The 22,923-nt window shown below is 57.9% G+C and carries 11 protein-coding genes and 3 pseudogenes; 4 read left to right on the forward strand and 10 right to left on the reverse strand.

The genetic code is table 11. The annotated features are described in order from the left end of the window. Positions 1-7: 7 nt before the first annotated feature. Entirely contained in the window at positions 8-799 is a 792-nt protein-coding gene (locus tag EDD52_RS18480; RefSeq protein WP_132247737.1) for a YdcF family protein, read from the forward strand. Between the two features lie 118 nt (positions 800-917). Here the strand turns inward: EDD52_RS18480 and EDD52_RS18485 are convergent, their stop codons facing one another. The 3 genes from EDD52_RS18485 to EDD52_RS18495 all read right to left on the reverse strand — a co-directional run bounded on the left by EDD52_RS18485 (position 918) and on the right by EDD52_RS18495 (position 3,687). Beyond that, positions 918-1,526, reverse strand: a complete 609-nt coding sequence (locus tag EDD52_RS18485) for a VPLPA-CTERM sorting domain-containing protein (protein WP_132247739.1) — start codon at positions 1,524-1,526, stop codon at positions 918-920. Between the two features lie 183 nt (positions 1,527-1,709). Further along, positions 1,710-2,606: a sulfotransferase gene (locus EDD52_RS18490; protein ID WP_132247741.1), complete on the reverse strand. Its 897-nt coding sequence runs from the start codon at positions 2,604-2,606 to the stop codon at positions 1,710-1,712. Between the two features lie 157 nt (positions 2,607-2,763). Further along, positions 2,764-3,687: a replication initiator protein A gene (locus EDD52_RS18495; protein WP_424449929.1), complete on the reverse strand. Its 924-nt coding sequence runs from the start codon at positions 3,685-3,687 to the stop codon at positions 2,764-2,766. Between the two features lie 554 nt (positions 3,688-4,241). On the opposite strand from EDD52_RS18495, the gene EDD52_RS18500 reads away from it, so the two are divergent. Both EDD52_RS18500 and EDD52_RS18505 read left to right on the forward strand, forming a co-directional pair. After that, complete coding sequence (locus EDD52_RS18500; protein ID WP_132247744.1) at positions 4,242-5,657, forward strand: AAA family ATPase; 1,416 nt, start codon at positions 4,242-4,244, stop codon at positions 5,655-5,657. A gap of 25 nt (positions 5,658-5,682) precedes the next feature. Continuing rightward, complete coding sequence (locus EDD52_RS18505) at positions 5,683-6,672, forward strand: ParB/RepB/Spo0J family partition protein (RefSeq protein ID WP_132247746.1); 990 nt, start codon at positions 5,683-5,685, stop codon at positions 6,670-6,672. A gap of 114 nt (positions 6,673-6,786) precedes the next feature. On the opposite strand, the gene EDD52_RS24290 is transcribed toward EDD52_RS18505, so the two are convergent. Beyond that, positions 6,787-10,011, reverse strand: coding sequence for a calcium-binding protein (locus EDD52_RS24290; RefSeq protein ID WP_165907582.1), 3,225 nt, complete (start codon positions 10,009-10,011; stop codon positions 6,787-6,789). A 507-nt stretch (positions 10,012-10,518) separates the two neighbouring features. On the opposite strand from EDD52_RS24290, the pseudogene EDD52_RS24415 reads away from it, so the two are divergent. Next, positions 10,519-11,263 (forward strand): annotated as a pseudogene (locus EDD52_RS24415) (IS66 family transposase); the annotation flags it as partial. Here EDD52_RS24415 and EDD52_RS18520 read toward each other — a convergent pair. From EDD52_RS18520 to EDD52_RS18545, 6 genes and pseudogenes are all read right to left on the reverse strand, one after another. Continuing rightward, a pseudogene (locus EDD52_RS18520) lies at positions 11,245-11,328 on the reverse strand (IS66-like element accessory protein TnpA); the annotation flags it as partial. The pseudogenes EDD52_RS24415 and EDD52_RS18520 overlap by 19 nt on opposite strands. An 88-nt stretch (positions 11,329-11,416) precedes the next feature. After that, positions 11,417-16,816: a cadherin-like domain-containing protein gene (locus EDD52_RS18525; RefSeq protein WP_165907583.1), complete on the reverse strand. Its 5,400-nt coding sequence runs from the start codon at positions 16,814-16,816 to the stop codon at positions 11,417-11,419. Positions 16,817-17,769: 953 nt separating this feature from the next. Continuing rightward, a pseudogene (locus tag EDD52_RS18530) lies at positions 17,770-17,998 on the reverse strand (transposase); the annotation flags it as partial. 106 nt (positions 17,999-18,104) lie between these two features. After that, on the reverse strand, positions 18,105-20,054 hold the full coding sequence (asnB, locus tag EDD52_RS18535) for an asparagine synthase (glutamine-hydrolyzing) (RefSeq protein WP_132247752.1): 1,950 nt from the start codon (positions 20,052-20,054) through the stop codon (positions 18,105-18,107). Next, positions 20,054-21,307 carry a glycosyltransferase family 4 protein gene (locus tag EDD52_RS18540; protein ID WP_132247754.1) on the reverse strand — a complete coding sequence of 418 codons (1,254 nt, stop codon included), beginning with the start codon at positions 21,305-21,307 and terminating at the stop codon, positions 20,054-20,056. Before EDD52_RS18540 ends, asnB begins: the two co-directional genes overlap by 1 nt. Before the next feature lie 229 nt (positions 21,308-21,536). After that, positions 21,537-22,847: a hypothetical protein gene (locus EDD52_RS18545; RefSeq protein WP_132247756.1), complete on the reverse strand. Its 1,311-nt coding sequence runs from the start codon at positions 22,845-22,847 to the stop codon at positions 21,537-21,539. Positions 22,848-22,923: the final 76 nt, after the last annotated feature.

Here is a 22,923-nt window from a genome sequence, read left to right on the forward strand (position 1 = left end):
GCGTCGCATGCTCAAATCCCTTTTGGTGTTCGTGACGACACCCTCCAACTTCCTGATCCTTCTGGTCGTGGGCGGGGTTTTTCTGCTTTTGCTGCGCTTGCGGCGATTGGGTCTTTTTACCACCGCTCTGGGCACTTCTGGGCTCCTCATCTTCGGCTATACCTCGGCAAATGAATTGCTGCTGGCACCGCTTGTGTCACGCTTCCCGGCCATGACTCTGGAAGAACCCCCCGAGCCTTTCGGCATCGTTCTCGTAGGCGGCGGTGTGAACGAGGTACATGCTCAGAGCACCGGGGCGCTCATGGAGTTGACCGAGGACGGAGATGCGATCCCCATCGCGGCTCTTCTGGCCCGCCGCTTCCCCGATGCACGCATCATCGTGAGTTCGGGAAGCGGCAGTGGTGGCCCCCCTGCCCCGCTGCGCCAAGCCGACGGAATGCGGCGTATTCTGCTGGAATTTGGGGTTGAGGATGACAGGATCGCCGTCGAAGGCCAATCGGGCAGCACCTTCGAACGCGTGCGCAATTCCATCGCGCTGATCGGGGACGACAAGGACGAAACATGGTGGGTGCTGAGTTCGGCTCACAGGATGCCCCGCGTGATCGGCACGTTCCGACAGCTTGGGATGGATCCGACGCCCTTTCCGGTCGACTTCCGGTGGATCCCGCCCTTCGATCCCTTTTACACCTACCGCTTCACCGATGGGCTGCAGTTGACGGATCTCGCGGTCAAGGAATGGCTGGGACTGACATCCTACTGGTATCAGGGCAGGACATCCGAGTATTTTCCTGCCCCTTGATTGGACCTGCGTTGCCATCGAATGGTGCACGGGTGCCGAAGGTTGCGGCAGCGTCAGGACATGAAAAAGGGCGCTCCGAAAAGCGCCCGCATTCCAATTTCAAATCGACGTGTTGGCCTCAGGCCTTCTTGCGACGCTTGCGCAGGGCCATCAGGCCAAAGCCGGTAAGCAACAGACCAGCTCCTGCCGGAAGTGGTACAGCAGCCACGGAGATTTCCCGCATCCGGATCCCGCGCCAGCCCTCGCTGTCTGGAGAAGTGGCAACAAATGCGAAAACTTCACCACGGAGCCCGCTGGCACTCAGGCTGAAGGTTTCGAACGATCTGTCCACAGGACCATCGGTTGCATCCGACGGGATCGTGAACGTCTCGGCGTAAACTCCATCAATGTAGAGGTCCACGGTTTCATCTTCCGGGCCCTTCTCGAAAATGACGGCCTGCAGCAAACGGTGCGTGATCGGGCTGAAGTCAAACGCCAAGGCCTCACCACCGGCCGCGAAGTGCTCCTCGGCGCCGTATGATACACCCCAGCCATTGTTGTGGCGATTGATCAGACCAGTAGTCCCGGCATTATAGTCGGAATAGGCTGTCACCACGGCGGTAGACCCTTCACTGGTCAGCGTGACCGAGTTCAGGTCGTCAGATCCTGAACCCAAAGTGAATGTCGCTGCGGATGCGCCACCTGCCAACAGAACAACTGCTGCAGCGGCCAAAACTGTCTTCTTCATATTTCCCCCGAAACCCTAAAATCGTTAACGGTTTATAGCTTTTTATACTTCGTACGCACCGCAGAAGAGGCCGTAAAGCTTTTTTGCCTTAAAAGAAAAGTATTTCTTGGGGTTCACTCTTGGGTTGTAGAAAGGGCCGCTTTCTTATGGAGTTACTTCAAAAACCGCCCCAAGAAGAGTGCTTCAGGTGCAGGTCCAGTTCTGTGTCGGAATCATCGGCTCACGAATGCAGGCTTCGATTTCATCAGCGAGCAAATCCCGAAACCATGCGCGTTCTTCCGGCTTCACTGTGACAACATCGCGTGCATTGGCAACAAGCCCCTTGCGGATGGACCGACGGATGGCGGTGGGCAAAAGCGCACGGCCTACCCCCTTGATCAGATCGCTTGTCAGAACCGATTTGGCGAAGGCATTCCGCGGAATATAGGATTCATTGAGACGTTCCATATCTTCGACCGGCATGTGGGGCACGCCCAAGAAATCGTAGACACGCCGCGTGGCAGCATCCGCATCGCGCAGCTCGGCATAATCTAAGACCATGAACCGATCGCCAAATCGGTCAGCGTAGCGGCGCACATCCGCAGACACGGTACTCCGCCGCTTGTGATAGAATAGGGGCTGCCATCCCTCCGCACGCCGCTTCTCTTCAGCCAGAACAGAGTCCTTAAAGCTGAGAGTCTCGAACTTGAGACGAAGCGTGTGATTATATTCCGACACCGCCCGTTCCACGGGATCGCGTAGAATACACAGGACCCGGAGATCACAATGTTCGGAAAAACGTTCCAGTAAATTAGGCGTTTCCTCGCGCCATATATAGTCAGTGGATCCGTCGATGGCCCACTGCCCCTCACTCAAATCTTCGAATTTTGCGGTATAGGTTTCAAGGTCGGTGGGAATCCATCGCCTGAACACATCGCCTCGCGGTCCCGTCCATTTTTGCTCGGCCATAGTGGAAAAATACCGTGGTTCCTTACTTTTGGACAAGCAAGCTTGCGGATGGTTTCCCAAGTGGTGCGCCAAAGCGGTGGTCCCGGCCTTGGCAGACCCGATTATTGCCAGAAGTTTTGTTATCTCAGCCATGCAAGTCACAAACCTTGAAGATCGCTGCGCGTCAATCTCTTACCGGTCCCGAAGACCTACTTGAAGATGTGCGCATTGTTTCGCACGCGAAATCTTATATCTCAAATTCTTGATTCCACTACGTTAATAAGAATTTCGCACGGAAAATGCCGCATGGTCAATTATCCTGACCTGCCCGCTTCTTCACCCAACCCAGAAAAGCTCTGGCGGGGGATTTCAGGGGCGGGGCGCCGGAGGCGGCCCAGACGTCTCGCCATTCAGCCTCCAGCGCATAGATGTCGGCACCCGGTACCATCGCGCGCGCGGCATTCAGCGTATCGGGCGAGAGTGGTGGAATCTGCGCGGCAGGCTCCACCACCTCGGCCACAGGTCGGACACAGATGATGTCGCCCTCTTCTTCGGTCAACGTGTAGTCAGGCAGGTGCGCATCGCGGATGATCTCGCGCAGCATCGCGCGAAACACGCGGCGCGGACTTGCAGAGCCGGATTTCTTGCACAGCGTATCGACCGAAACGCGCCATTCTGGTTGCCGACCACAATGCTTGCGACAGAGTTCGTAGATCCTGCGCTCCAGGGGGCGACGCAGGGAGAAGTAGTCCCGACTGAGGGTCAGAACCGATTTGGACAGCACCGCGCGGTAGAGCCATTCCGAGAGTGTCACTGCAACACTGACCATACGCCCGCCACGGGTGCGCCGGACGATCTCCCAGCTTTCGATCAGGCCGAAACCGGTGGTGACTTCGAACGGATCTGCCTTAGGGCCGGTGGCGATATTTGTGGTGATACGTGTGCCAGCCAGCCGCTCGAACGCATCGCGCAGCCTCTTGTACCCATCTCCTGACGTTTCGCGCCCGGTCGCCAGAAGCAGATCATGCGCGGTAAGGGTCAGCGTGCGCTGCGTGGGACGCCCGACATTGATCGCCGCCATCAACTGCGAAATGCAGAAGATCAGGATATCAGCATCAAAGATCGTCGCGCGACCCTTCACCGAGGGCGTCACCGTCACTTCGATATCGTTGTGGCGATATTCGATGATGCGACGGTCGGGGCGCGTGGACAGCGAGAAGAGCGGATGTTCCATCGAAGCAAGGTCGTGCTTGGGAACCGCCGCGAAGAAGTCACAAACAAAAAAATCACCCACGGCCTGCGGGGCCCTGGCGCTCACCTTCTTGCTGCCGCAAGTCTGCGACCTATCTCTGTCATGCCCTGCTCGCTCTCGTCTCTGGCGCCGCTTGCCTGTGGTCCGAAAACCCGGGGCGCTCTTCGGTGTTTCAATTACACCCACAGTAGAAACCCCACGCGATTCTGTCCACAAGCCAGGCCTCCGCAATCGTGGGATCGGAGTCGGTTCAGCGTGGGTTCAGAGTCGCCTTATCGTGGGTTCAGAGTCGGTCTGCCTGTGGCAGAAGCACGAAAGCTACATTAAAACAGAACTTTACGTGAAAGCTTAGACTGCTGTAACTTATAAATAACAGAAAAATAACTAAGACGCGCTGCCAAGGCGTGGAGTTTCAAAGACCAGCGCATCCCTGCAAAACATTGGATTTGCTTGGAAACATATTGAATGATCACTGTTTTCTTGCATGTGCCGCCTTTTTCGATATCCTAAGAAAAACACAGCATATCGAGAGGGTCATGAGCAGCACATCCTCCCCACCGCCCTATTTCAGGATCGCACCCGATGCTGCGATGTCGGCCATGGACGAACCTGTCCAAACCGCCGATTTCGCAGAGATCGCAGAAGCCTGCCTTCGCGGACGCAATGATCTCGCCGGGCGTGGAATGAATCCCGACGGGTCTAAGACATTGCGTCTGTTTTCGACATGGGAAATCACCAAGTATCTCATCCCGGTAGCGCCCGCACATTTCCGCCGGGTGTTGCGGTCTCATCCCGATTTGCCCCAAGGCCAGTCGGAAACCGATGGCGGCGCGAAATGGTTCACCTTCGACGAGGTGCTTCGGCTGCGCGCCTATTTCGGGGCCGAGGGCTCCAAGGCCAAAGAGTACCTGCCCTACCGGCCTGATGGCCTGCCCGCAAAGGTCGTGGCGGTGGCCAATTTCAAGGGCGGTGTTGGCAAGACATCCACCGCCGCGCATCTGGCAATGTCAGCGGCCCTGGACGGCTACAAGGTTCTGGTGATCGATCTGGACAGCCAGGGATCGATGACGTCGATCCTGAACGGGCAGGTGGACGATGAATGGCAGACCGTCTTCCCGATGATCGCCAGGCATTACGCGGAATATCTGCGGAACGAAAATCAACGGCGCCTTGATCGGGGAGAGACCCCCCTGCCCTTGGACGATACGCTGAGTGAGGCGCTGGAAATAGAACCTGCCGATCTCGTGCGGTCCACGCATTGGCCAAATATTGATCTCATCGGCGCACAGCTCAATCTCTATTGGTCAGAATTCCAGATCCCGGTCTGGCGCATGGCCGGGCGCAGCTGGAAGCTCTGGGACGCGCTGAGTGAGGCGCTGGAGAGCGGAGGGCTGCTCGACAGCTATGACCTCGTCGTGCTCGATACCCCCCCTGCCCTTGGCTATCTGACGATCAATGGGCTGGCAGCGGCCGATATCCTCATCGTACCCACCGGCGCCTCTTTCGTCGAATTCGACAGCACGGGGCGGTTCTTTGACATGCTGCACGCCGCCTTCCAATCGATCGAGGAAGGCGAGAACATGGCTGCCCGCGCCTTGGGGCGTCCTGAGCTGCGTTTTGAATGGGATGCGGTGCAAACGGTAATCACCCGCTTCGATTCCAGCCAGCAGGCAGAGATGGCCGGGCTGATGCAAACCTATCTTGGGCACCGCCTGTCGCCTTTCCGGCAGGATTACACGGCACTGATCGGGCAGGCTGGAGAGCGCGTTCACGGGATCTACGAGGCCGATTACCGCGATTTCAACCGTGATACCTATGCACGGGGGCGTGCCGCCTTCGACGAGACCTATGCGGCGTTCAAGCGGCTTCTCGTGGGCAGCTGGCGCAAGGACGAACTGGATCGGGAAAAAGAGGGCAGGGCAGCGCAAGATGCGGCTCTGAGCGCGGGTTAGAGCCGCATAGAGGAGGTACGGGATCATGGCAAAACGCAGGCGGTTGGAACCGGCGAAGCCGGATGGCGGGCAGCAGGGGCTGGAAACCAAGGGTTATGTCAACGGCTGGGCCGGGGTGCGGCGGCGACATGCGCCGATTGCCGACGTCGCGGAAGATGCGGCGGGGCAGGCGGCCTTCGAGGAAGTGGCCGGTGCGCTTCAATCGGCCCGCGAGGAAGGCCGCCTGATCCAGCGCATCCCACTGGACGAGATCCGTCGGGATCACCTGCTGCGCGATCGTATCACGCTTGACGAGGAAGACATGGCCGCGCTGGAGGCGAGTATAGCCGCCCGTGGCCAGCAGACCCCGGTGGAGCTGGTCACGCTGCCAGAGGGCGGCTACGGGCTGATCTCTGGGCTGCGGCGGGTCGAGGCGCTGCGCAGGCTGGGGCAGGGGACAGTGCTGGCGCTTGTGCGGGCTCCGGAAGGATCAGAGGCCGCCTACCTGGCCATGGTCGAGGAAAACGAGATCCGCGCCAACCTGTCCTTCTTTGAGCGCGCCCGGGTTGCGGCAGAGGCCGCGGGGATCGGTGTTTACCCATCGGCACAGGCAGCGGTTCAGGCGCTCTTTGGCCACGCCAGCGCCTCGAAACGGTCCAAGATCCTGTCCTTTGTGACGCTGCATGAGGCGCTTGGGTCCTCTCTGCGTTTTCCGGAGGCTATTCCCGAAAAGCTGGGTCTGGCTCTGGTAAAGGCCATCGACACGGTGCCTGCCTTTGGCGTGCGGCTGCGCGACAGTTTGCGCAAGACTCCCGCTGATGACCCCGCCGGAGAACGTGCCGCGCTGGAACGTGCGTTGGCACGTGCCCAGAGCAAGAATGCAGACAAGCCGGTTACTTCTGGTCCACGGGGCGAAGAGGTGGCGCACGGCCTGTTCCTTGAAGCCGCTCGCGGTCGGGTCGTGCTGCGGGGCGACGGGCTTGATGGTCAGTTGGTGGAGGATCTGCGCAGGTGGTTGGCTGAGCGCGGGGTCTGATTTTCCCGAAGAAATTCTAAAAAATACAACAAAAACAACGGTGTGATTTTCAACGTTTCGCGTGCGAAACAAAAAATCCGGGCGCCGCAGCATGACAGCGCCCGGATCTGAAGATCAGATGGTGAATTCCGAGAACTCTTCGTAAAGCAGGTCGGAGGCGTCGCCGAAGATGTCCTCGGCGTTCCGGGTGACCTCTTGTGCGGTTACGCCGCGCAGAACGATGTACTCGTTATTGGCCCAGATAACAGCGTTACCGTCCTGTGTGGTAAGCTCAATGCCGTTGTAGCCCCTGAACCCGGTCTCTACGTCCCCAAGCACGAGCTTGTCGACGCCGACTTCGAAGTCGGTGATGACATCACCCCAGTCCCGTCCGTCACGGGCAAAGACGAAGACATCCTCAACGCCGTTTCCGGCTCCACCGGTCAGCAGGTCGTTGCCCCATCCCCCCTGGATCTGGTCGCTGCCCTCCTGGCCGTTGATGGTGTCGTTGTCGCTTCCGCCGCGCAGCCAATCCTGCCCGGCCCCACCGCGGATCAGATCGTTGCCAAGCCCGCCATATGCCAGGTCCCGGTCTGCGCCGGTATTGATGACGTCGTTGCCTTCATGGCCGCAGGCGATATCGATGCCATAGCCGGTCTCGATCACATCATCGCCGCCAAAGCCTTGGATCAGGTCATGTCCCGGGCCGGAGTAGAACTCTTCGTCCAGGTCCATGCCGACCAGATGGTTGTTGGAGGTGTCGCCGACTGTTTTAGCCGCGACTTCAGCGCCGTTGTCGATGGTGAGGTGCACTACATCATTCGTGTAGTTGACAGTCAGGACAGCGCTACGATTGCTGGCGAGTCCGATAACGTCGAAGGAATCGATGTTGCCGGTGATTTCATCGGCCCGCATCAGAGTATACGTGCCGTTGGCCATGCCATTGGTTGCGGACAGATCGACGACCACATCCACTTCGCCAAGATCGATATGGGAATTGACGTGAGGCGCATCGCCATAGGCGCCAGAGCGGAACTCGGAAATCGACCCAAGCCCGGTTTCGTCGCTCATGAAGACCACTTCGGACCCGGCATCGAAGCTGATGACGCCCAGCTGATTGCTGGCTCCGTCAAAGCCAACCTGGGCATCTGCGCCACGCACCACCAAGCGTTCTCCAGACCCCAGTGTGAAGTCGCCACCATCGGCGCTGAGAAGGGCCTGACCGTCATCCACGAACAGATCGACATTGTCGGTGATGGTTCCGGTATTGGCAAAGCGTCCACCGTCCAGCGACACGTTCAGTGTCGCGACGCCGATATGACCCGTTCCCAGCCAGAACTGGCCAGCTGCAGTCAGATTTATCGTGCCACCATCGGCCGCAGCGTATGTGCGCCCGGAGACGTCGAGGCGACCATTTGAGATGTCGAGCTGCCCGCCATCGCCAAAGCCGAGCGTGCGGATCGTATTGGTGCCGCCATAAACCACCCAGTTGCCGCCAAGGTCCACGCTGTCGCCTACCACTGTGCCGGGCAGATCTTCGGTGCTCCAGTTGATGCGGTTGTCCCAGCGAACACCATCGCCGATTTCGTTGGGGATGAAGCGCAACGTCGTCGCGCTGGTGCGCGCATCTTGCAAAACGCCGAAAGCGTCCTGGAAGTAGGCGTTCAGGGTGTCCGCCTCGATATCGTTTTCTCCCAACCAATCCACGAGATCTTCGAGGCCAGCTGTTGGATCGTTCAACACGATCTTGGCAAGGTTGGCGGCTGTTGTGTCGTCGAGCCTGGTAGTGTTCAGGCCGTCAATGTTGCGGTTTTCGGCGTCAGCGTCGCCTCTGTCTGCCTCGAGCCCGCCGAACCAACCATAAACGATGGTGTCGTCGTAATATGGCTGGTTTTCGTTGATTACTGCGCCGTTGCTGTATTCTTTGTAGTCGAGTTCTGAAGGCTGATCCGGGTCTGCGAGATGCGCTACGATATTGTCCACGAGCGACGTGTCCAAACCACCGTTTACGAGCCCTCGCGAATAGGCGCCAATTGCGTCTGCCACTTTGTAGCTGGCTGATGTGACCACATTCCCTGACAAAAGAGAGAAGTTTCCAATGGGCCCGAAGCCATAGAAATCTCCACCTCGCACAACGAAACCAGCATTGTTATCGAGAAACAGATTGCCCTCGACAAACCCACCACTGCGCAACTGCCCGCCATAGGATGAAGCTTGAGCAGAAATGTTGTCGCGGAAAGTCAGGTCACTTACGCCAGAATTCATGTACACGTTGTGTGAAAACATGCTTGGAGTCTGTGGATCAGCTCTGCCTGAGGGATCGTAACCTTCTTCCCAACCAATTGTCGCAAAGATGGAATTTTCGATCAGCATACCGTCTATGTTGGCGCCATAGAGGCTGGTGAACTTGTCCGGTGATGCTTCCCATGTGCGCCCATTCACCGGGTTTTCCCAAGCGAGGTCATGGAAATTAAGGTCGCGCGCTGTGATGCCGTTGGCATTCTGAATAATTACGTGGCCTTGTCCGCTTGCCGTAATGGTATCAAGGATTACGTTTCCGCTGACATCATCCGGTCCAAGAATTTGTAAATCCTCGGTTATGTGAAGGTCGTGCAACACGATGTTAGAGAAAGTCTCTCCGGCGAGATACTGGCCTGAGGTTATAATTGGCTGCTCGCCGTTACCATAAGAGGTAATGACAACAGGGTGTAGCTCGTCTTCACCTTCTATCCCCCTGGGCATGAGATCTCTGCCTCCGAGCGTGTCGTAGCTAAACCCTCTCTCCAAGCGGAGCCAGTGCGAGCTTGGTCCGCCTTCGGCGCTCAATTCTTGCCAAAGTTCCATGCCCACATCCACAGCCAGTGCCATGCCGGGCGAGGAGCCATATTCAGGGTGGGCAGTCAGCCACTCGCCGTTCACAGCGGAGGTCGAGATGCCTTCACGCGCGGCGATATCCGCGATTGTCAGGGCGTCGGGCGATGCGGAGACATAGACCTCGCGATGATTGTCTCCGGTTTCGATGATGAGTTCCCCATCGGCATCGGTTTCCAACATGTAGTGGTCCGCACCAGTTCCCCAGCCTCCTTCCTGAGAGGGCTCAGTGACCCGCAGGTTCACTGTCTGGCGGGATGTGGACCCGTCTGCGGCTACGACTTCGCCTGTGAAGGAGAGGGGCCCGGTATAGTCACTTCCGGTCAGTACCAGCGCCAGGGAGTTGTCCGGGTTGACGGTCAGCCGCCCTTCGTCCGGGGCATCAATGATCGTGACGTCGCGTGCGGTTTCGTAATTGCGGGGCAGAAGCGTCGTGACCCGTGCTCCGGAAACTTCGGCGTTTCCAAGGTTGAATAGTGACAGTGGCATGTTGCAAGTCCCTCGATTTTCGTCATGCGGCATCGGCTTGCGCGCAAATTCATCCGGGGGCTTGCAGGGCAAACCCCATTTGACGCACGACAACTTTTTGCTCGTGCGTTATTCAGAGATTTCCGCGGAGAACTGCTCTTTTAGTTATGACACTCGTAACCATGCGGACGGGACATTCCTGAGCGAATGCCCGATTTGCAGTTCTTGTATGGAAAAATTTGTTACCGGCAAGTTAACGATTTGTGTCGCGCGGCCCAGACCTTTGCGCCCGGCAAAAATTAGCCGACCGTTTCATTCGATGACGCAGAAACTTGCTTGTTTGAGGTGAGCCTCTGAAGAAATGTAAGCGGTGGCCGCGCCCCACGTTGCGGCTGATGGCTTCGGTTGCGAGGTGATACCCATCTCATGATGGGGAGTGCGGTTCGCAATGTGCGCGACAAATTCGTTTCTCAAATTGTTGGGCGTCGAGATCTACCCCTCTGGTCATCGGCGATGGGCTGATGCGGCCAATCTCTCGCCGCGCCGCGACTGAACGAGGGCGGACTGCCGACCGAAGGCGCCATCGACCAAGTGCTGGTCTCGAAGTTCGCGGACCACCTGCCGTTCTATTGGCAGAGTCAGATCCTGGCCGACTGGGCGGGAGCCGCGGCTTTCCACCTCGGCACCGTGGTCGACCGGTTGACCGAGCATCTTAAGTCTTCCGGCAAACTCTTCGTGCCCTCTCGGTCGATTGCTACGCAATCGCCTGCCGGGTAATAGACGAAACCATCGCCCCGGTGCCGGATCCAGGCCGCAGGTGGACCAAGACCGGTTACCTCTGGGCGCTGGCCCGCGATGATCGCGGATAGGGATGCGATGATCCGCCCGGTGTCGTCTTCACCTACCAACCCAGCCGCGTCGGCGCCTAGGCCGAACAGATCCTGCAAGGCTTCGACGGCACCCTGCGGCTCGAGGGCTATTAGGCTACAACCGACTGACGCGTCCCTCCCCCAAGAGCGGCGTGCCGTTCACGGTTGCGCACTGCTGGGCACGCGCAAGGCGCAAGCTGAAGGAGGTCTTCGACCGCTACGGATCCGAAATCGCCGCCGAGGGCCTGCGCCGGATCGCCGATCTCTACCGCATCGATGCCGAGATCCGAGACATGGGGCCCGGCCAGCGCCTGTCCGCCCGTCAGGCTCGCAGCGTGCCCCTTGTGGCCGAGTTCGGGGATTGGCTGCAGGCACAGCGTCTGCGGGTCTCCTCGACAATCCGCAGCTTCTCGGATGACGACCAGCGGCGCCTGCGGCCGCCATCGGTGATGATCTCATAGTCAGACATAAGCACGTGCTTGGGGCTAAACCTAAGCCTCCATGGTTATGCCTGAGTGTCTGGTCGAAAGGGGGGCCAGTTCACAAAGCGAAGCGCGTCAAAAGATCAAACCATCCTCCAAAGCAAACCACCCAATGACCTCATTTGTGTGGTTGAGCTCTACATTGCGAGATTGCTCTTCTGCAACAAAGGCAGAGAAACCTGTGTCGGATAAGTCGGCCAAACGCAGGACCGAGGTGTCTCCTCCATCTCTGGTCTGGATGTCACCAAGCAGAACCAACGTGTCTGCGTATGTCTCAACAAAGTTGAAAGCATCGGCCTTATGAGTGACGGCATCAGCGGACTTGCCTGCCTCCATCCCGGCTCCTGCACCCGTTTCGATCGCGATCCATGAAATGTTTTCAGCGATATGCGACGAGCCGCTTTCTTGCTCGCGTATGCGCGTTTCGAAACCGTTTGCGTCGATGTTGCGCACTCGGCTGTCAACAGCCTCCGGATCATTGACTGAAGTCACTTCGTGCAAAATGACAGCGTCAGTCAAGGCTTCGCCGAAGGCAACCGTAGTATATGAGGAGGTTCCGGCCGTGGCGGTTCCGGCGACAATCGCCGCGCCATTGGCAAGCGTGTGCGACCCTTCGGAAATCGCCAACCAGTTGACGGTCTCAGCGCCGTGAATGCCGTCGAGATAATCCCATTCGTCGATTTGGAACTCAAAGCCGGTGTCGGTCACGTTGCGAACGCGCGTTGTCGTTGCTTCACCGTCATTGTTGGTCAGTGGCCCAAGGACCACAACGGCGTTCGCGATGGCGGTCTCAAAACTGATGCTGTGCCACTGGTCGGGTCCGGCCTGCGCAGTGGTCACTGTCCCGGCTTCGCCAATCGGGGGCATTGCGCTGCCTTGGCCGTTGATCGTTAGGTCGATAGTGGCGGTGCTGCTGCCGCCCTGTCCGTCGGCTACACGATAGTCGAAGCTCTCGATAGTGCTCTCACCGCTGTTCAGACTGTCAAACGCGCCGTTTTGCACAAAGGTCAATTGCCCGCCAGATGTCAGCTGGACGCTGGCGCTGGAGGCCAGGGTGACGATGCTGCCGATCGTCACGGTCTGGCCATCTATTTCGGTTATAGCCAGTGGATCGCTGTCAATATCGTTGTCGTTTGTGAGCGGCGAAAGGGTAAGAGCCGTGCCCTCATTCACACTTGCAGTATCGCCGATCGCTACGGGAGCATCGTTCTCCGGCGTGACTGTCAGCGTAAGCGTGCCGGTGTCTGTCCCGCCTTGGCCATCACTTATCGTATAGATAAGTGTCTCAGTGCCGTTGAAGTTCGCGTCCGGATTGTAGCGGACCTGACCGTTCCCGATGCTGGCTGAGCCATTGATGGCACCGGTCACACCGTCCAACGCAAGGACATCGCCGTTTACATCCATGTCGTTCGACAGAACATCGATCAGAATGCTGCCATCTTCCGCAACGCTGACTGAGTCGTCTGCGGCTTCTGGCGGTGTATTGACCACCTCGCCAGCCGCAAAAAGCTGCCCCCCAGTAAGCGCGAGATAGCCGACGGTTTCGTTAACGTGGCCAAGTTCTGTATTGGCGGATTGTTCTTCTTCGGCGAACAGCGAAACCCCGGTTTCATCAAGCGCTGTCAGGCGCGTCACCGCCGTATCAACGCCATTCGTTGATTGCATATCTGCCAGCAATACCGGTCCCTCGGCAAAAGGGGTCGCAAAAGTGAAACTATCGACACGTTCGTCGAGTTGATCGGGCGTGCGAACCGCTTCGATCCCGGTCCCTGTCCCCGTTTCAATGGCGATCCAACCGACAGTCTCTGCAACATGGCGGCCGTCCGCTTCTTCTTCTTCGATCTGCACCTCGAAGCCGTCGGCTGTCACATTGCGCAGACGCGTCGCGATGGCGCTGGTTTCATTGACTGTCGTCGCCTCTGCAAAGACCACCGGGTTCACAAGAGCAGCACCGAAAGATTGCGCGTTGAACCCCGTACCCACGCTGGCCGTGCCTGCGACAACGGTTTGCCCGCTGTCCAGAAGATGCGTACCCTCAGAGACGGCAAGCCAGCTCAGGGTCTCGGCACCGTGAACGCCGTCAAGATAGTCCCATTCGTCAATCTGGAATTCGAAGCCGGTGTCAGTAACGTTTCGCACCCGCGTGGTCGCCATCTCGCTGTCATTGGTAGACAGCGGACCGAGTACAACAACAGCGTTCGAAATTGCCTCCGCGAATGTGACACTATGCCATTGGTCAGGCCTGGTTTGCGCGATGGTCACAGAGCCACTTTCGCCGATCGGTGAGGATGCGGCACCTGATGGTTCGATAGTGAATGTCACCGTCCCAGTGTCCGAACCGCCATTGCCGTCGTCGACAGTGTAGGTCACGCTGTCGGTGCCGTCGAAGCCTGCATCGGGCGTGTAACGCAACTGACCGCCTTCGATCACCGCAGTGCCGTTTGCAGGCGTGCCCACCGAGGTCAGCGTAAGCGTGCCACCTTCCGGATCAGTGTCATTGGCAAGGACGTCGACAAGGACGTCGTCGCCCTCAACCAGGGTCGCGCTGTCATCCGTGGTCACAGGTAGATCGTTCACTGCATCCACGGTGATGGTCAAAGTGCCGGTATCGATGCCGCCGTTTCCGTCACTGACAGTGTAGGTAAGCACCTCTGTCCCGTTAAAGTTGGCGTCAGGAATGTAGCGCAGTTGACCGGCTTCGACCGAGGCGGTGCCGTTCGCCGCGCCAGCCACACCATCAAGCGTGAGCACGTCCCCGACGACCTGAACATCGTTAGCGAGCACGTCGATCAGAACGGTGCCACCCTCTGTTACGCTCGCGGTATCTGACGCCGCCAAGATGCGAGGCCCTTCATTCCCCGGATTGTCGGCCGTTCCAACTGTATCTTGGGAGATATCTTCAGCGCCGTTGTCGATGGTGAGGTGCACTACATCATTCGTGTAGTTGACAGTCAGGACAGCGCTACGATTGCTGGCGAGTCCGATAACGTCGAAGGAATCGATGTTGCCGGTGATTTCATCGGCCCGCATCAGAGTATACGTGCCGTTGGCCATGCCATTGGTTGCGGACAGATCGACGACCACATCCACTTCGCCAAGATCGATATGGGAATTGACGTGAGGCGCATCGCCATAGGCGCCAGAGCGGAACTCGGAAATCGACCCAAGCCCGGTTTCGTCGCTCATGAAGACCACTTCGGACCCGGCATCGAAGCTGATGACGCCCAGCTGATTGCTGGCTCCGTCAAAGCCAACCTGGGCATCTGCGCCACGCACCACCAAGCGTTCTCCAGACCCCAGTGTGAAGTCGCCACCATCGGCGCTGAGAAGGGCCTGACCGTCATCCACGAACAGATCGACATTGTCGGTGATGGTTCCGGTATTGGCAAAGCGTCCACCGTCCAGCGACACGTTCAGTGTCGCGACGCCGATATGACCCGTTCCCAGCCAGAACTGGCCAGCTGCAGTCAGATTTATCGTGCCACCATCGGCCGCAGCGTATGTGCGCCCGGAGACGTCGAGGCGACCATTTGAGATGTCGAGCTGCCCGCCATCGCCAAAGCCGAGCGTGCGGATCGTATTGGTGCCGCCATAAACCACCCAGTTGCCGCCAAGGTCCACGCTGTCGCCTACCACTGTGCCGGGCAGATCTTCGGTGCTCCAGTTGATGCGGTTGTCCCAGCGAACACCATCGCCGATTTCGTTGGGGATGAAGCGCAACGTCGTCGCGCTGGTGCGCGCATCTTGCAAAACGCCGAAAGCGTCCTGGAAGTAGGCGTTCAGGGTGTCCGCCTCGATATCGTTTTCTCCCAACCAATCCACGAGATCTTCGAGGCCAGCTGTTGGATCGTTCAACACGATCTTGGCAAGGTTGGCGGCTGTTGTGTCGTCGAGCCTGGTAGTGTTCAGGCCGTCAATGTTGCGGTTTTCGGCGTCAGCGTCGCCTCTGTCTGCCTCGAGCCCGCCGAACCAACCATAAACGATGGTGTCGTCGTAATATGGCTGGTTTTCGTTGATTACTGCGCCGTTGCTGTATTCTTTGTAGTCGAGTTCTGAAGGCTGATCCGGGTCTGCGAGATGCGCTACGATATTGTCCACGAGCGACGTGTCCAAACCACCGTTTACGAGCCCTCGCGAATAGGCGCCAATTGCGTCTGCCACTTTGTAGCTGGCTGATGTGACCACATTCCCTGACAAAAGAGAGAAGTTTCCAATGGGCCCGAAGCCATAGAAATCTCCACCTCGCACAACGAAACCAGCATTGTTATCGAGAAACAGATTGCCCTCGACAAACCCACCACTGCGCAACTGCCCGCCATAGGATGAAGCTTGAGCAGAAATGTTGTCGCGGAAAGTCAGGTCACTTACGCCAGAATTCATGTACACGTTGTGTGAAAACATGCTTGGAGTCTGTGGATCAGCTCTGCCTGAGGGATCGTAACCTTCTTCCCAACCAATTGTCGCAAAGATGGAATTTTCGATCAGCATACCGTCTATGTTGGCGCCATAGAGGCTGGTGAACTTGTCCGGTGATGCTTCCCATGTGCGCCCATTCACCGGGTTTTCCCAAGCGAGGTCATGGAAATTAAGGTCGCGCGCTGTGATGCCGTTGGCATTCTGAATAATTACGTGGCCTTGTCCGCTTGCCGTAATGGTATCAAGGATTACGTTTCCGCTGACATCATCCGGTCCAAGAATTTGTAAATCCTCGGTTATGTGAAGGTCGTGCAACACGATGTTAGAGAAAGTCTCTCCGGCGAGATACTGGCCTGAGGTTATAATTGGCTGCTCGCCGTTACCATAAGAGGTAATGACAACAGGGTGTAGCTCGTCTTCACCTTCTATCCCCCTGGGCATGAGATCTCTGCCTCCGAGCGTGTCGTAGCTAAACCCTCTCTCCAAGCGGAGCCAGTGCGAGCTTGGTCCGCCTTCGGCGCTCAATTCTTGCCAAAGTTCCATGCCCACATCCACAGCCAGTGCCATGCCGGGCGAGGAGCCATATTCAGGGTGGGCAGTCAGCCACTCGCCGTTCACAGCGGAGGTCGAGATGCCTTCACGCGCGGCGATATCCGCGATTGTCAGGGCGTCGGGCGATGCGGAGACATAGACCTCGCGATGATTGTCTCCGGTTTCGATGATGAGTTCCCCATCGGCATCGGTTTCCAACATGTAGTGGTCCGCACCAGTTCCCCAGCCTCCTTCCTGAGAGGGCTCAGTGACCCGCAGGTTCACTGTCTGGCGGGATGTGGACCCGTCTGCGGCTACGACTTCGACTGTGAAGGAGAGGGGCCCGGTATAGTCACTTCCGGTCAGTACCAGCGCCAGGGAGTTGTCCGGGTTGACGGTCAGCCGCCCTTCGTCCGGGGCATCAATGATCGTGACGTCGCGTGCGGTTTCGTAATTGCGGGGCAGAAGCGTCGTGACCCGTGCTCCGGAAACTTCGGCGTTTCCAAGGTTGAATAGTGACAGTGGCATGTTGCAAGTCCCTCGATTTTCGTCATGCGGCATCGGCTTGCGCGCAAATTCATCCGGGGGCTTGCAGGGCAAACCCCATTTGACGCACGACAACTTTTTGCTCGTGCGTTATTCAGAGATTTCCGCGGAGAACTGCTCTTTTAGTTATGACACTCGTAACCATGCGGACGGGACATTCCTGAGCGAATGCCCGATTTGCAGTTCTTGTATGGAAAAATTTGTTACCGGCAAGTTAACGATTTGTGTCGCGCGGCCCAGACCTTTGCGCCCGGCAAAAATTAGACGACCGTTTCATTCGATGACGCAGAAACTTGCTTGTTTGAGGTGAGCCTCTGAAGAAGTAGAGCGGATTTTCGCCTCCCTTGACCTTCCCTCGCCCATGATATCGAAATCGAGGGTCGAGATTGGTGAGGTTTTTACACGGTCATAGATGACTTGTGCGGGAGGGTAGAGCCCGTTTTTAAATCAGTGTGTTGCATGTTTTTTCCCGCATGTTTTTCCCGCATGGTTTTGATCTTTCGACACCTTTATCAATCGTGGCTTTCTTCTCAACGTGGCGGATGGACAGGGGTGACGGACTTAGGGATACCTGAGTTTGCCTTAAATATTGCAAACGCTATCCTAGTGGAGGTGCACCCTATCCGGATGGAATAGGCCATTCATCTATCAAGGGGATTTCTTGAAAACCTGTGAGTCCGACCTGACCCCTGCAGTAACTTTCCTAGTTTTTTAAGCATTTAGGTTGAACGGGGCAGATTCCTGCTCCTTTTGGGTCCGAAACCAGAAATGCAAGTCTTCTTGCTTCATTAATTAGGACGAAATTGGACAGAAATTTTACGATTTTCGACTGCTTAACTCGAAATAATAACGTAGCGTCATTTGTAATTTTCGGTATGGATCGCGCAATTTTTTCAAATTGCCGTTGGGGAAGTCAGGGGCTTTGTTGATGGCATGGAACGAACCAAGAGCAGGATTCGGAGCAGACTCGCTCGGATTAAGCGCTTCGGCGGGATCGAGGGGCGCCGAAAGTCGGTGTAAAGAACCTAGAACTGGGCATCGAGGCTGCCGAGCGCATAATTGACCCCCCTGTCTGATTTTGCGTAGCGGTTGTCGAACCGGGATCCGCTCCTCCAGATCAACGCAACTGAACAGAGATCGGCTCGTCTCGTCCTGCCCACGCATCTTTAGCGTGCCAAGGGTGAATCTATGTTCTCAAATCGCTGTCGAGGCGGGACTATTTCAGCAACCTGTCAAGGTCTCAGGTCAGCATTTTACTCTAGTAACAGTCTCAAACGTCAAGTGTGTCTAGCCAAGCCTGCACCATCAAGACATTCCACAGCTGAGCACCCCAGTTGAATCGCTCCGAAAGATGTTGCTGCCAGAGACGATTAATGAGGTCGGCATCGAAATTGCCTTCCCGCCGTAAGCGGGCGGGATCGAGAAGCGCTGCTGCCCAGTCTTTCAGGCTGCCGCGCAACCAAAGCCCGATGGGGACTTCGAATCCCATCTTGGGACGTTCGATCAGCTCCTTGGGAACATGACGATAAAGAACTTGCCGGAGGGCCCACTTGGTCACGTTGCCACGCAATTTCTGATCTTCAGGCAGACTAAGAGCGAATTCGACCACTCGGTGATCTAGGAGGGGGGCCCGGCTTTCCAGTGCTACGGCCATTGTGGCCCGGTCTACCTTGGCCAGAATATCGTCAACCATGTAGGTTAACATGTCGAGCTGCATCATCCGTTCGATGTCAGTGAGGTCCCCGCGTGGAGGCAAGTGGTCTGAAAGCATTGACGGCGGATGGTGCGCCCCTGGTACCGCGGCTTCTGGAAAGCGCCAGACGGATACCATTGTGCGATGCAATGATTCCAGATCTGGTTGGCGTGCGTAATTGGCGAGGCGATGCAATCGCTGGCCGATAGGCTCTTTACCCTGAGGGGTAGGGATGATCGGTGCCAAGGCCGTGGTCAGCGCACCGGCTGGAATGGCCCGAATTGCGCCAGCACCCAGAGATCGCAAGGGAGCGGGCATGGCCGCCAGTTTTGCTCGTAGTTTGCTGGCATGGGCATATCGGCCGTAGCCGCAGAACAGCTCATCCCCGCCATCGCCCGAAAGTGAGACAGTAACATGCTCTCGAGCGAGTTTCGACACGAGGAAGGTCGGGATTTGCGAGCTGTCAGCGAAGGGTTCATCATACATCATCGGCAGCATGGGGACGACATCACGTAGCTCCTGATCTGTCACGTAAAGATCGGTGTGATGCGTGCCCAAATGGTTTGCCACTGCGCGCGCGAATTCCGCTTCGTTGTAGCGCGCCTCGTGAAAGCCGATGGAAAAGGTGTGGATCGGACGGTCCGAAAGATGCTGCATCAGCCCAACGATGGCCGAACTGTCGATGCCGCCCGACAGGAATGCCCCCAGCGGGACATCTGACATCATCTGCTGGCCTACGGCATCCAGAAGCAGCGTCTCGAGCTCGTCCACCACCTTTGCATCGTCACGGCATGGTGGTTTAGGCGCGGCGGCGATCTCAGCTCCGTTCCAGTAAAAATCTTTCTTCACTTTGCTGGATTGCGCCTCAATCATGACGATCTCGCCTGGGCGCACCTTGCCGATGCCTTCGTAAACCGACCGGTTCTCCCCGACATTGCCGTGACGGAGCACCTCCACAAGGCTTGAGCGCGCTATGTCGCCCTCAAAAACCGGGTGGGCGCGCAAGGCTTTCAGCTCCGAGCCGAAGAGGAGCGTGCGTTGCTCCCCCTTGCCCTGCCAGCCATAATAGAGCGGCTTCTCTCCCATCCGGTCGCGCACCAGATACAAAACGCGGTTCTCTCGATCCCAAAGAGAGATGGCGAACATGCCGATGGTCTTGTCCAAGGTTTCGCGCAAACCCCAGACATCAATTCCAGCAAGAAAGGTCTCTGTATCCGACGTCCCGCGCCAGGCGGGGGCGCGGCCAGTGGCCTCAATCTCGGCGCGTAGCTGGCGGTGATTGTAGAATTCACCGTTGAAGCACAGCACCCAGCGGCCTGAGGCCGAGACCATCGGCTGTGCGCCAGCGGGGCTCAGATCGACGATGGCGAGGCGCAGATGACCCAGCGCGAGCCCCACCTCGGGGTCGCACCAATGACCGCTGCTGTCCGGTCCTCGATGAAGGATCGCCTGCATCATGGGGGCAAGAACCCGCTCGCAGGCAAGCGACGGGGTGGAGGCGCACAGATAGCCGGTAATGCCGCACATCAGGAAATTGCTTTCAAGGGTTCGGGGCGTATCTCACCATCATGGGTATCTGCAAAGAGAGAGGCAATACGGGCCGCTTCAATACGAATATCGAACTCGGCGCAGACCTTCTGCTGGCCTGCTTGGCCCATCCTTCTGCGTTGCTCGGGGTCTTTCGCCATGTCCACAATGCGAGCTGTCAGGCTTTCGGCGTCGCCTGCCGGCACAATGAAGCCTGACACGCCATTTTCGACCAATTCCCCCACGCCGGCCAATTGGGTGCAGATCACCGGTTTGCCGGCTGCCAGCGCCTCCATCAGCACCACTGGAAGACCTTCGGCGAAGGACGGCAACACCAAGGCATCCGTCTTTGCCAATGCGTCAGCCACGCCCTGCTGGCTTTGGTAGCCCAGAAACTGGACGGCCCCACCCATTGGTGCGGCGAGGCGTTCCAAGTGAACCCTGTCATCGCCGTCACCTACGATTGTCAGCGTGAGGTCGGGTAGGTTGGCATGCGCCGCCGCGAAAGCCTCCAGCAACACGCGTAATCCCTTGATTGGTGTCAGGCGACCAATAAACAACAGATTGGTGCCTGCTCCGGTGTCTACCGCGAGCGAGGTTTGATATCGTTCCGGGATCACACCGCAATGGATGATATGCAGCTTCTCCCAGTGTTTGGGGTCAGAGAAATACATCGCCTGAGCGCGGCAGAAATGGCTGATGCAGGCCACGAATTTGGCCCGTGCGGTCTTTTCGGCGAGTTGCCAGCTTCGCGGCTCGTAAAGTTCCGCCGGCCCATGCAGCGTGTAGCTGAAGGGAATGCCTGAGAGGGCTGATGTCAGCATTGCCACATTGGTCGCGGGGTCGGCGAAATGGGTATGCAGATGGTTGCTGCCGCATTTCCGCAGGTGCTGCGCCAAGACCAATGCTTCGGCGAAATAGGCGGCTTGTTTCAAGGCGCCTTTCGACCCCGGCGGCGCGGTGCGGAGCGCAAGTTTCAATGTTTCGAAGAACTGCTTGGGCCGCGCCAGTCCGGCTACGAGCGCCGTGAACATGACCTTAGGATTCTTGCCTGCCTCGACCAAGTAGAATGTCGAAGCCTCGGCAGCCTCTTCTTCCTCACCGATCAGGTGTTTGTCCGCCGGTCGCCGCATGGAGCAAGTCTCGACCTCGAAACCGATCGCGCGCAGTTCTGTGACTTCTCGCAGTATGAACGTGTGGGATGCTGCTGGGTAAAGGGATGTCAAATAGGCAAGACGGGGCAGGGCGGACATTGAAAAAGACCCTCGGATTATGCTGGTGCGTTATGCCGAATAGTTCCAAGCGAGTAAACCCGCCCCCTAGCAGTGTGGTCGCGGGTGCTCTTCGCTGCAACTATTTGAAAACATGGCTACCCAAACGGCGTATCTGCTGTGAAAAACTGCCCGTTTGTTTGGCTTACCTTCTGAATGAAGATCACCTTTTACAGGTGCGTGGTTGGTTTCGCCGACATGAGCGGCCCAATCAATTCCAGACGAACCGTCTTTCCAATCCGACGAAAACCGTGTTGGAATCGCGGTCGGAGGTGCCGTCCTCTTCGACGCGCACCATGGAAACGCCGCCGGTGAAGTCCCAATCTTGGGTCACCTCATGGCGGTAGGTCAGCCCGAGATTGTAGCTGCGGGAGTCGGTGCCGCTATCGGCGCGATCATCGCTGTCGCGCATGACGAATTCCACGCCGAACCCGCTGCGTGTTGTCAGGTCTTGCTGGTAGCTCATCGACAGCTGGCTGTTGATGAGCTCTTCGTCATCGGTATCTGTGACGGCTGCCTGCTCCAGGTTGACGGAGAACGCCCCGCGCGGCAATTCACGACGCCAGGCCAGCCCGAAGAGGGGTGCTGGATCCAGATCCCCGGTCCGCGAGACCCCCAATGAGTAGCGCAGGGTTCCCAGAGGCTGTTCGATGCCATGGATGAAGCGCAATTCGTTGCGCCGTCCGTTGGGGGTGACGCGCGACTGTGCACGGAACTCCATGGTCGATCGCGGCAGGGCCTGGGACAGGGAGGCGTCGAAGATCATCCCGTCGCGGGTCAGATCGGTGGTGCCGCTCTGTTCGACCTGCTGCCAGCCAAGGCCGACACGTCCGGTCAGCCGTGGTGTGATATCCATGTCGGCATAGCTTTCGATCCGGGTCGTGACGGTATCCAGATCGTCGGGGCCTTCTTCGTCGAAATCAGTGTAGTCCGCTGCCAGGCCAAGCGTGATCCGGGGGTCGATTTCAAAATGCAGGTCGCCATTGAAGGACAGGCGATCGGAATCCTGCAGATCGGAATCGGACGTATCGACATAGCGGACCTGCCGCTGTGACAGCCGGTAGCTGCCGCCGAAGGGTTCGTCGATCCCGAAGGCGCCGGTCAGTGCCAGGTTGGCTGTCTGGCGTGCGCCGCTGTCCACGGTGATGAAATCGATGCTCTGGGTGTCTTCGTCGAAGGTCGTGTCGGTGCTGCTGCCAAGATCGACTTCACTGAAATCGAGGGTGACCCCGATCCGGGAATGTCCCACGTCGCGCTGCCAACCCAATGCGAGGCTGGGGCGTTCGAAACCGGTGCTGTCATCATTGGATATCTCCAGATCACCGCCGAGCGAAAAGGAAAGCCGGTCGATCCCGGTGCGACGCTCCATGCCGAAGCGCAGGCTGGTGCGCGCCAGCAGGCGGTCCTCCGGGTCCACCAGGAGGTCGGGATTGTCGCTCCATTCAAGACGCTGAGCGACATCCAGGGTAAATTGCTGCGCGCTGGCGGGGGTTTCCTGGGCCAGCGGCACGCCAAAGCTCAACAGGACGGCCGTTCCGGCCAGGCCTGCGCCTCCTGCTATATAGGGAATTCGCCGGTGGCTCGGGCGCCGACCGGGC

Origin of the sequence: Primorskyibacter sedentarius (assembly GCF_004342065.1) — a bacterium.
Lineage (GTDB): Bacteria > Pseudomonadota > Alphaproteobacteria > Rhodobacterales > Rhodobacteraceae > Primorskyibacter > Primorskyibacter sedentarius.

Coding starts and splice junctions, on each gene's coding strand:
- EDD52_RS18485 (WP_132247739.1), bottom strand. CDS start 1,526: ATGAAGAAGACAGTTTTGGCCGCTGCAGCAGTTGTTCTGTTGGCAGGT.
- EDD52_RS18480 (WP_132247737.1), top strand. CDS start 8: ATGCTCAAATCCCTTTTGGTGTTCGTGACGACACCCTCCAACTTCCTG.
- EDD52_RS24290 (WP_165907582.1), bottom strand. CDS start 10,011: ATGCCACTGTCACTATTCAACCTTGGAAACGCCGAAGTTTCCGGAGCA.
- EDD52_RS18495 (WP_424449929.1), bottom strand. CDS start 3,687: ATGGAACATCCGCTCTTCTCGCTGTCCACGCGCCCCGACCGTCGCATC.
- EDD52_RS18525 (WP_165907583.1), bottom strand. CDS start 16,816: ATGCCACTGTCACTATTCAACCTTGGAAACGCCGAAGTTTCCGGAGCA.
- EDD52_RS18500 (WP_132247744.1), top strand. CDS start 4,242: ATGAGCAGCACATCCTCCCCACCGCCCTATTTCAGGATCGCACCCGAT.
- asnB (WP_132247752.1), bottom strand. CDS start 20,054: ATGTGCGGCATTACCGGCTATCTGTGCGCCTCCACCCCGTCGCTTGCC.
- EDD52_RS18540 (WP_132247754.1), bottom strand. CDS start 21,307: ATGTCCGCCCTGCCCCGTCTTGCCTATTTGACATCCCTTTACCCAGCA.
- EDD52_RS18490 (WP_132247741.1), bottom strand. CDS start 2,606: ATGGCTGAGATAACAAAACTTCTGGCAATAATCGGGTCTGCCAAGGCC.
- EDD52_RS18505 (WP_132247746.1), top strand. CDS start 5,683: ATGGCAAAACGCAGGCGGTTGGAACCGGCGAAGCCGGATGGCGGGCAG.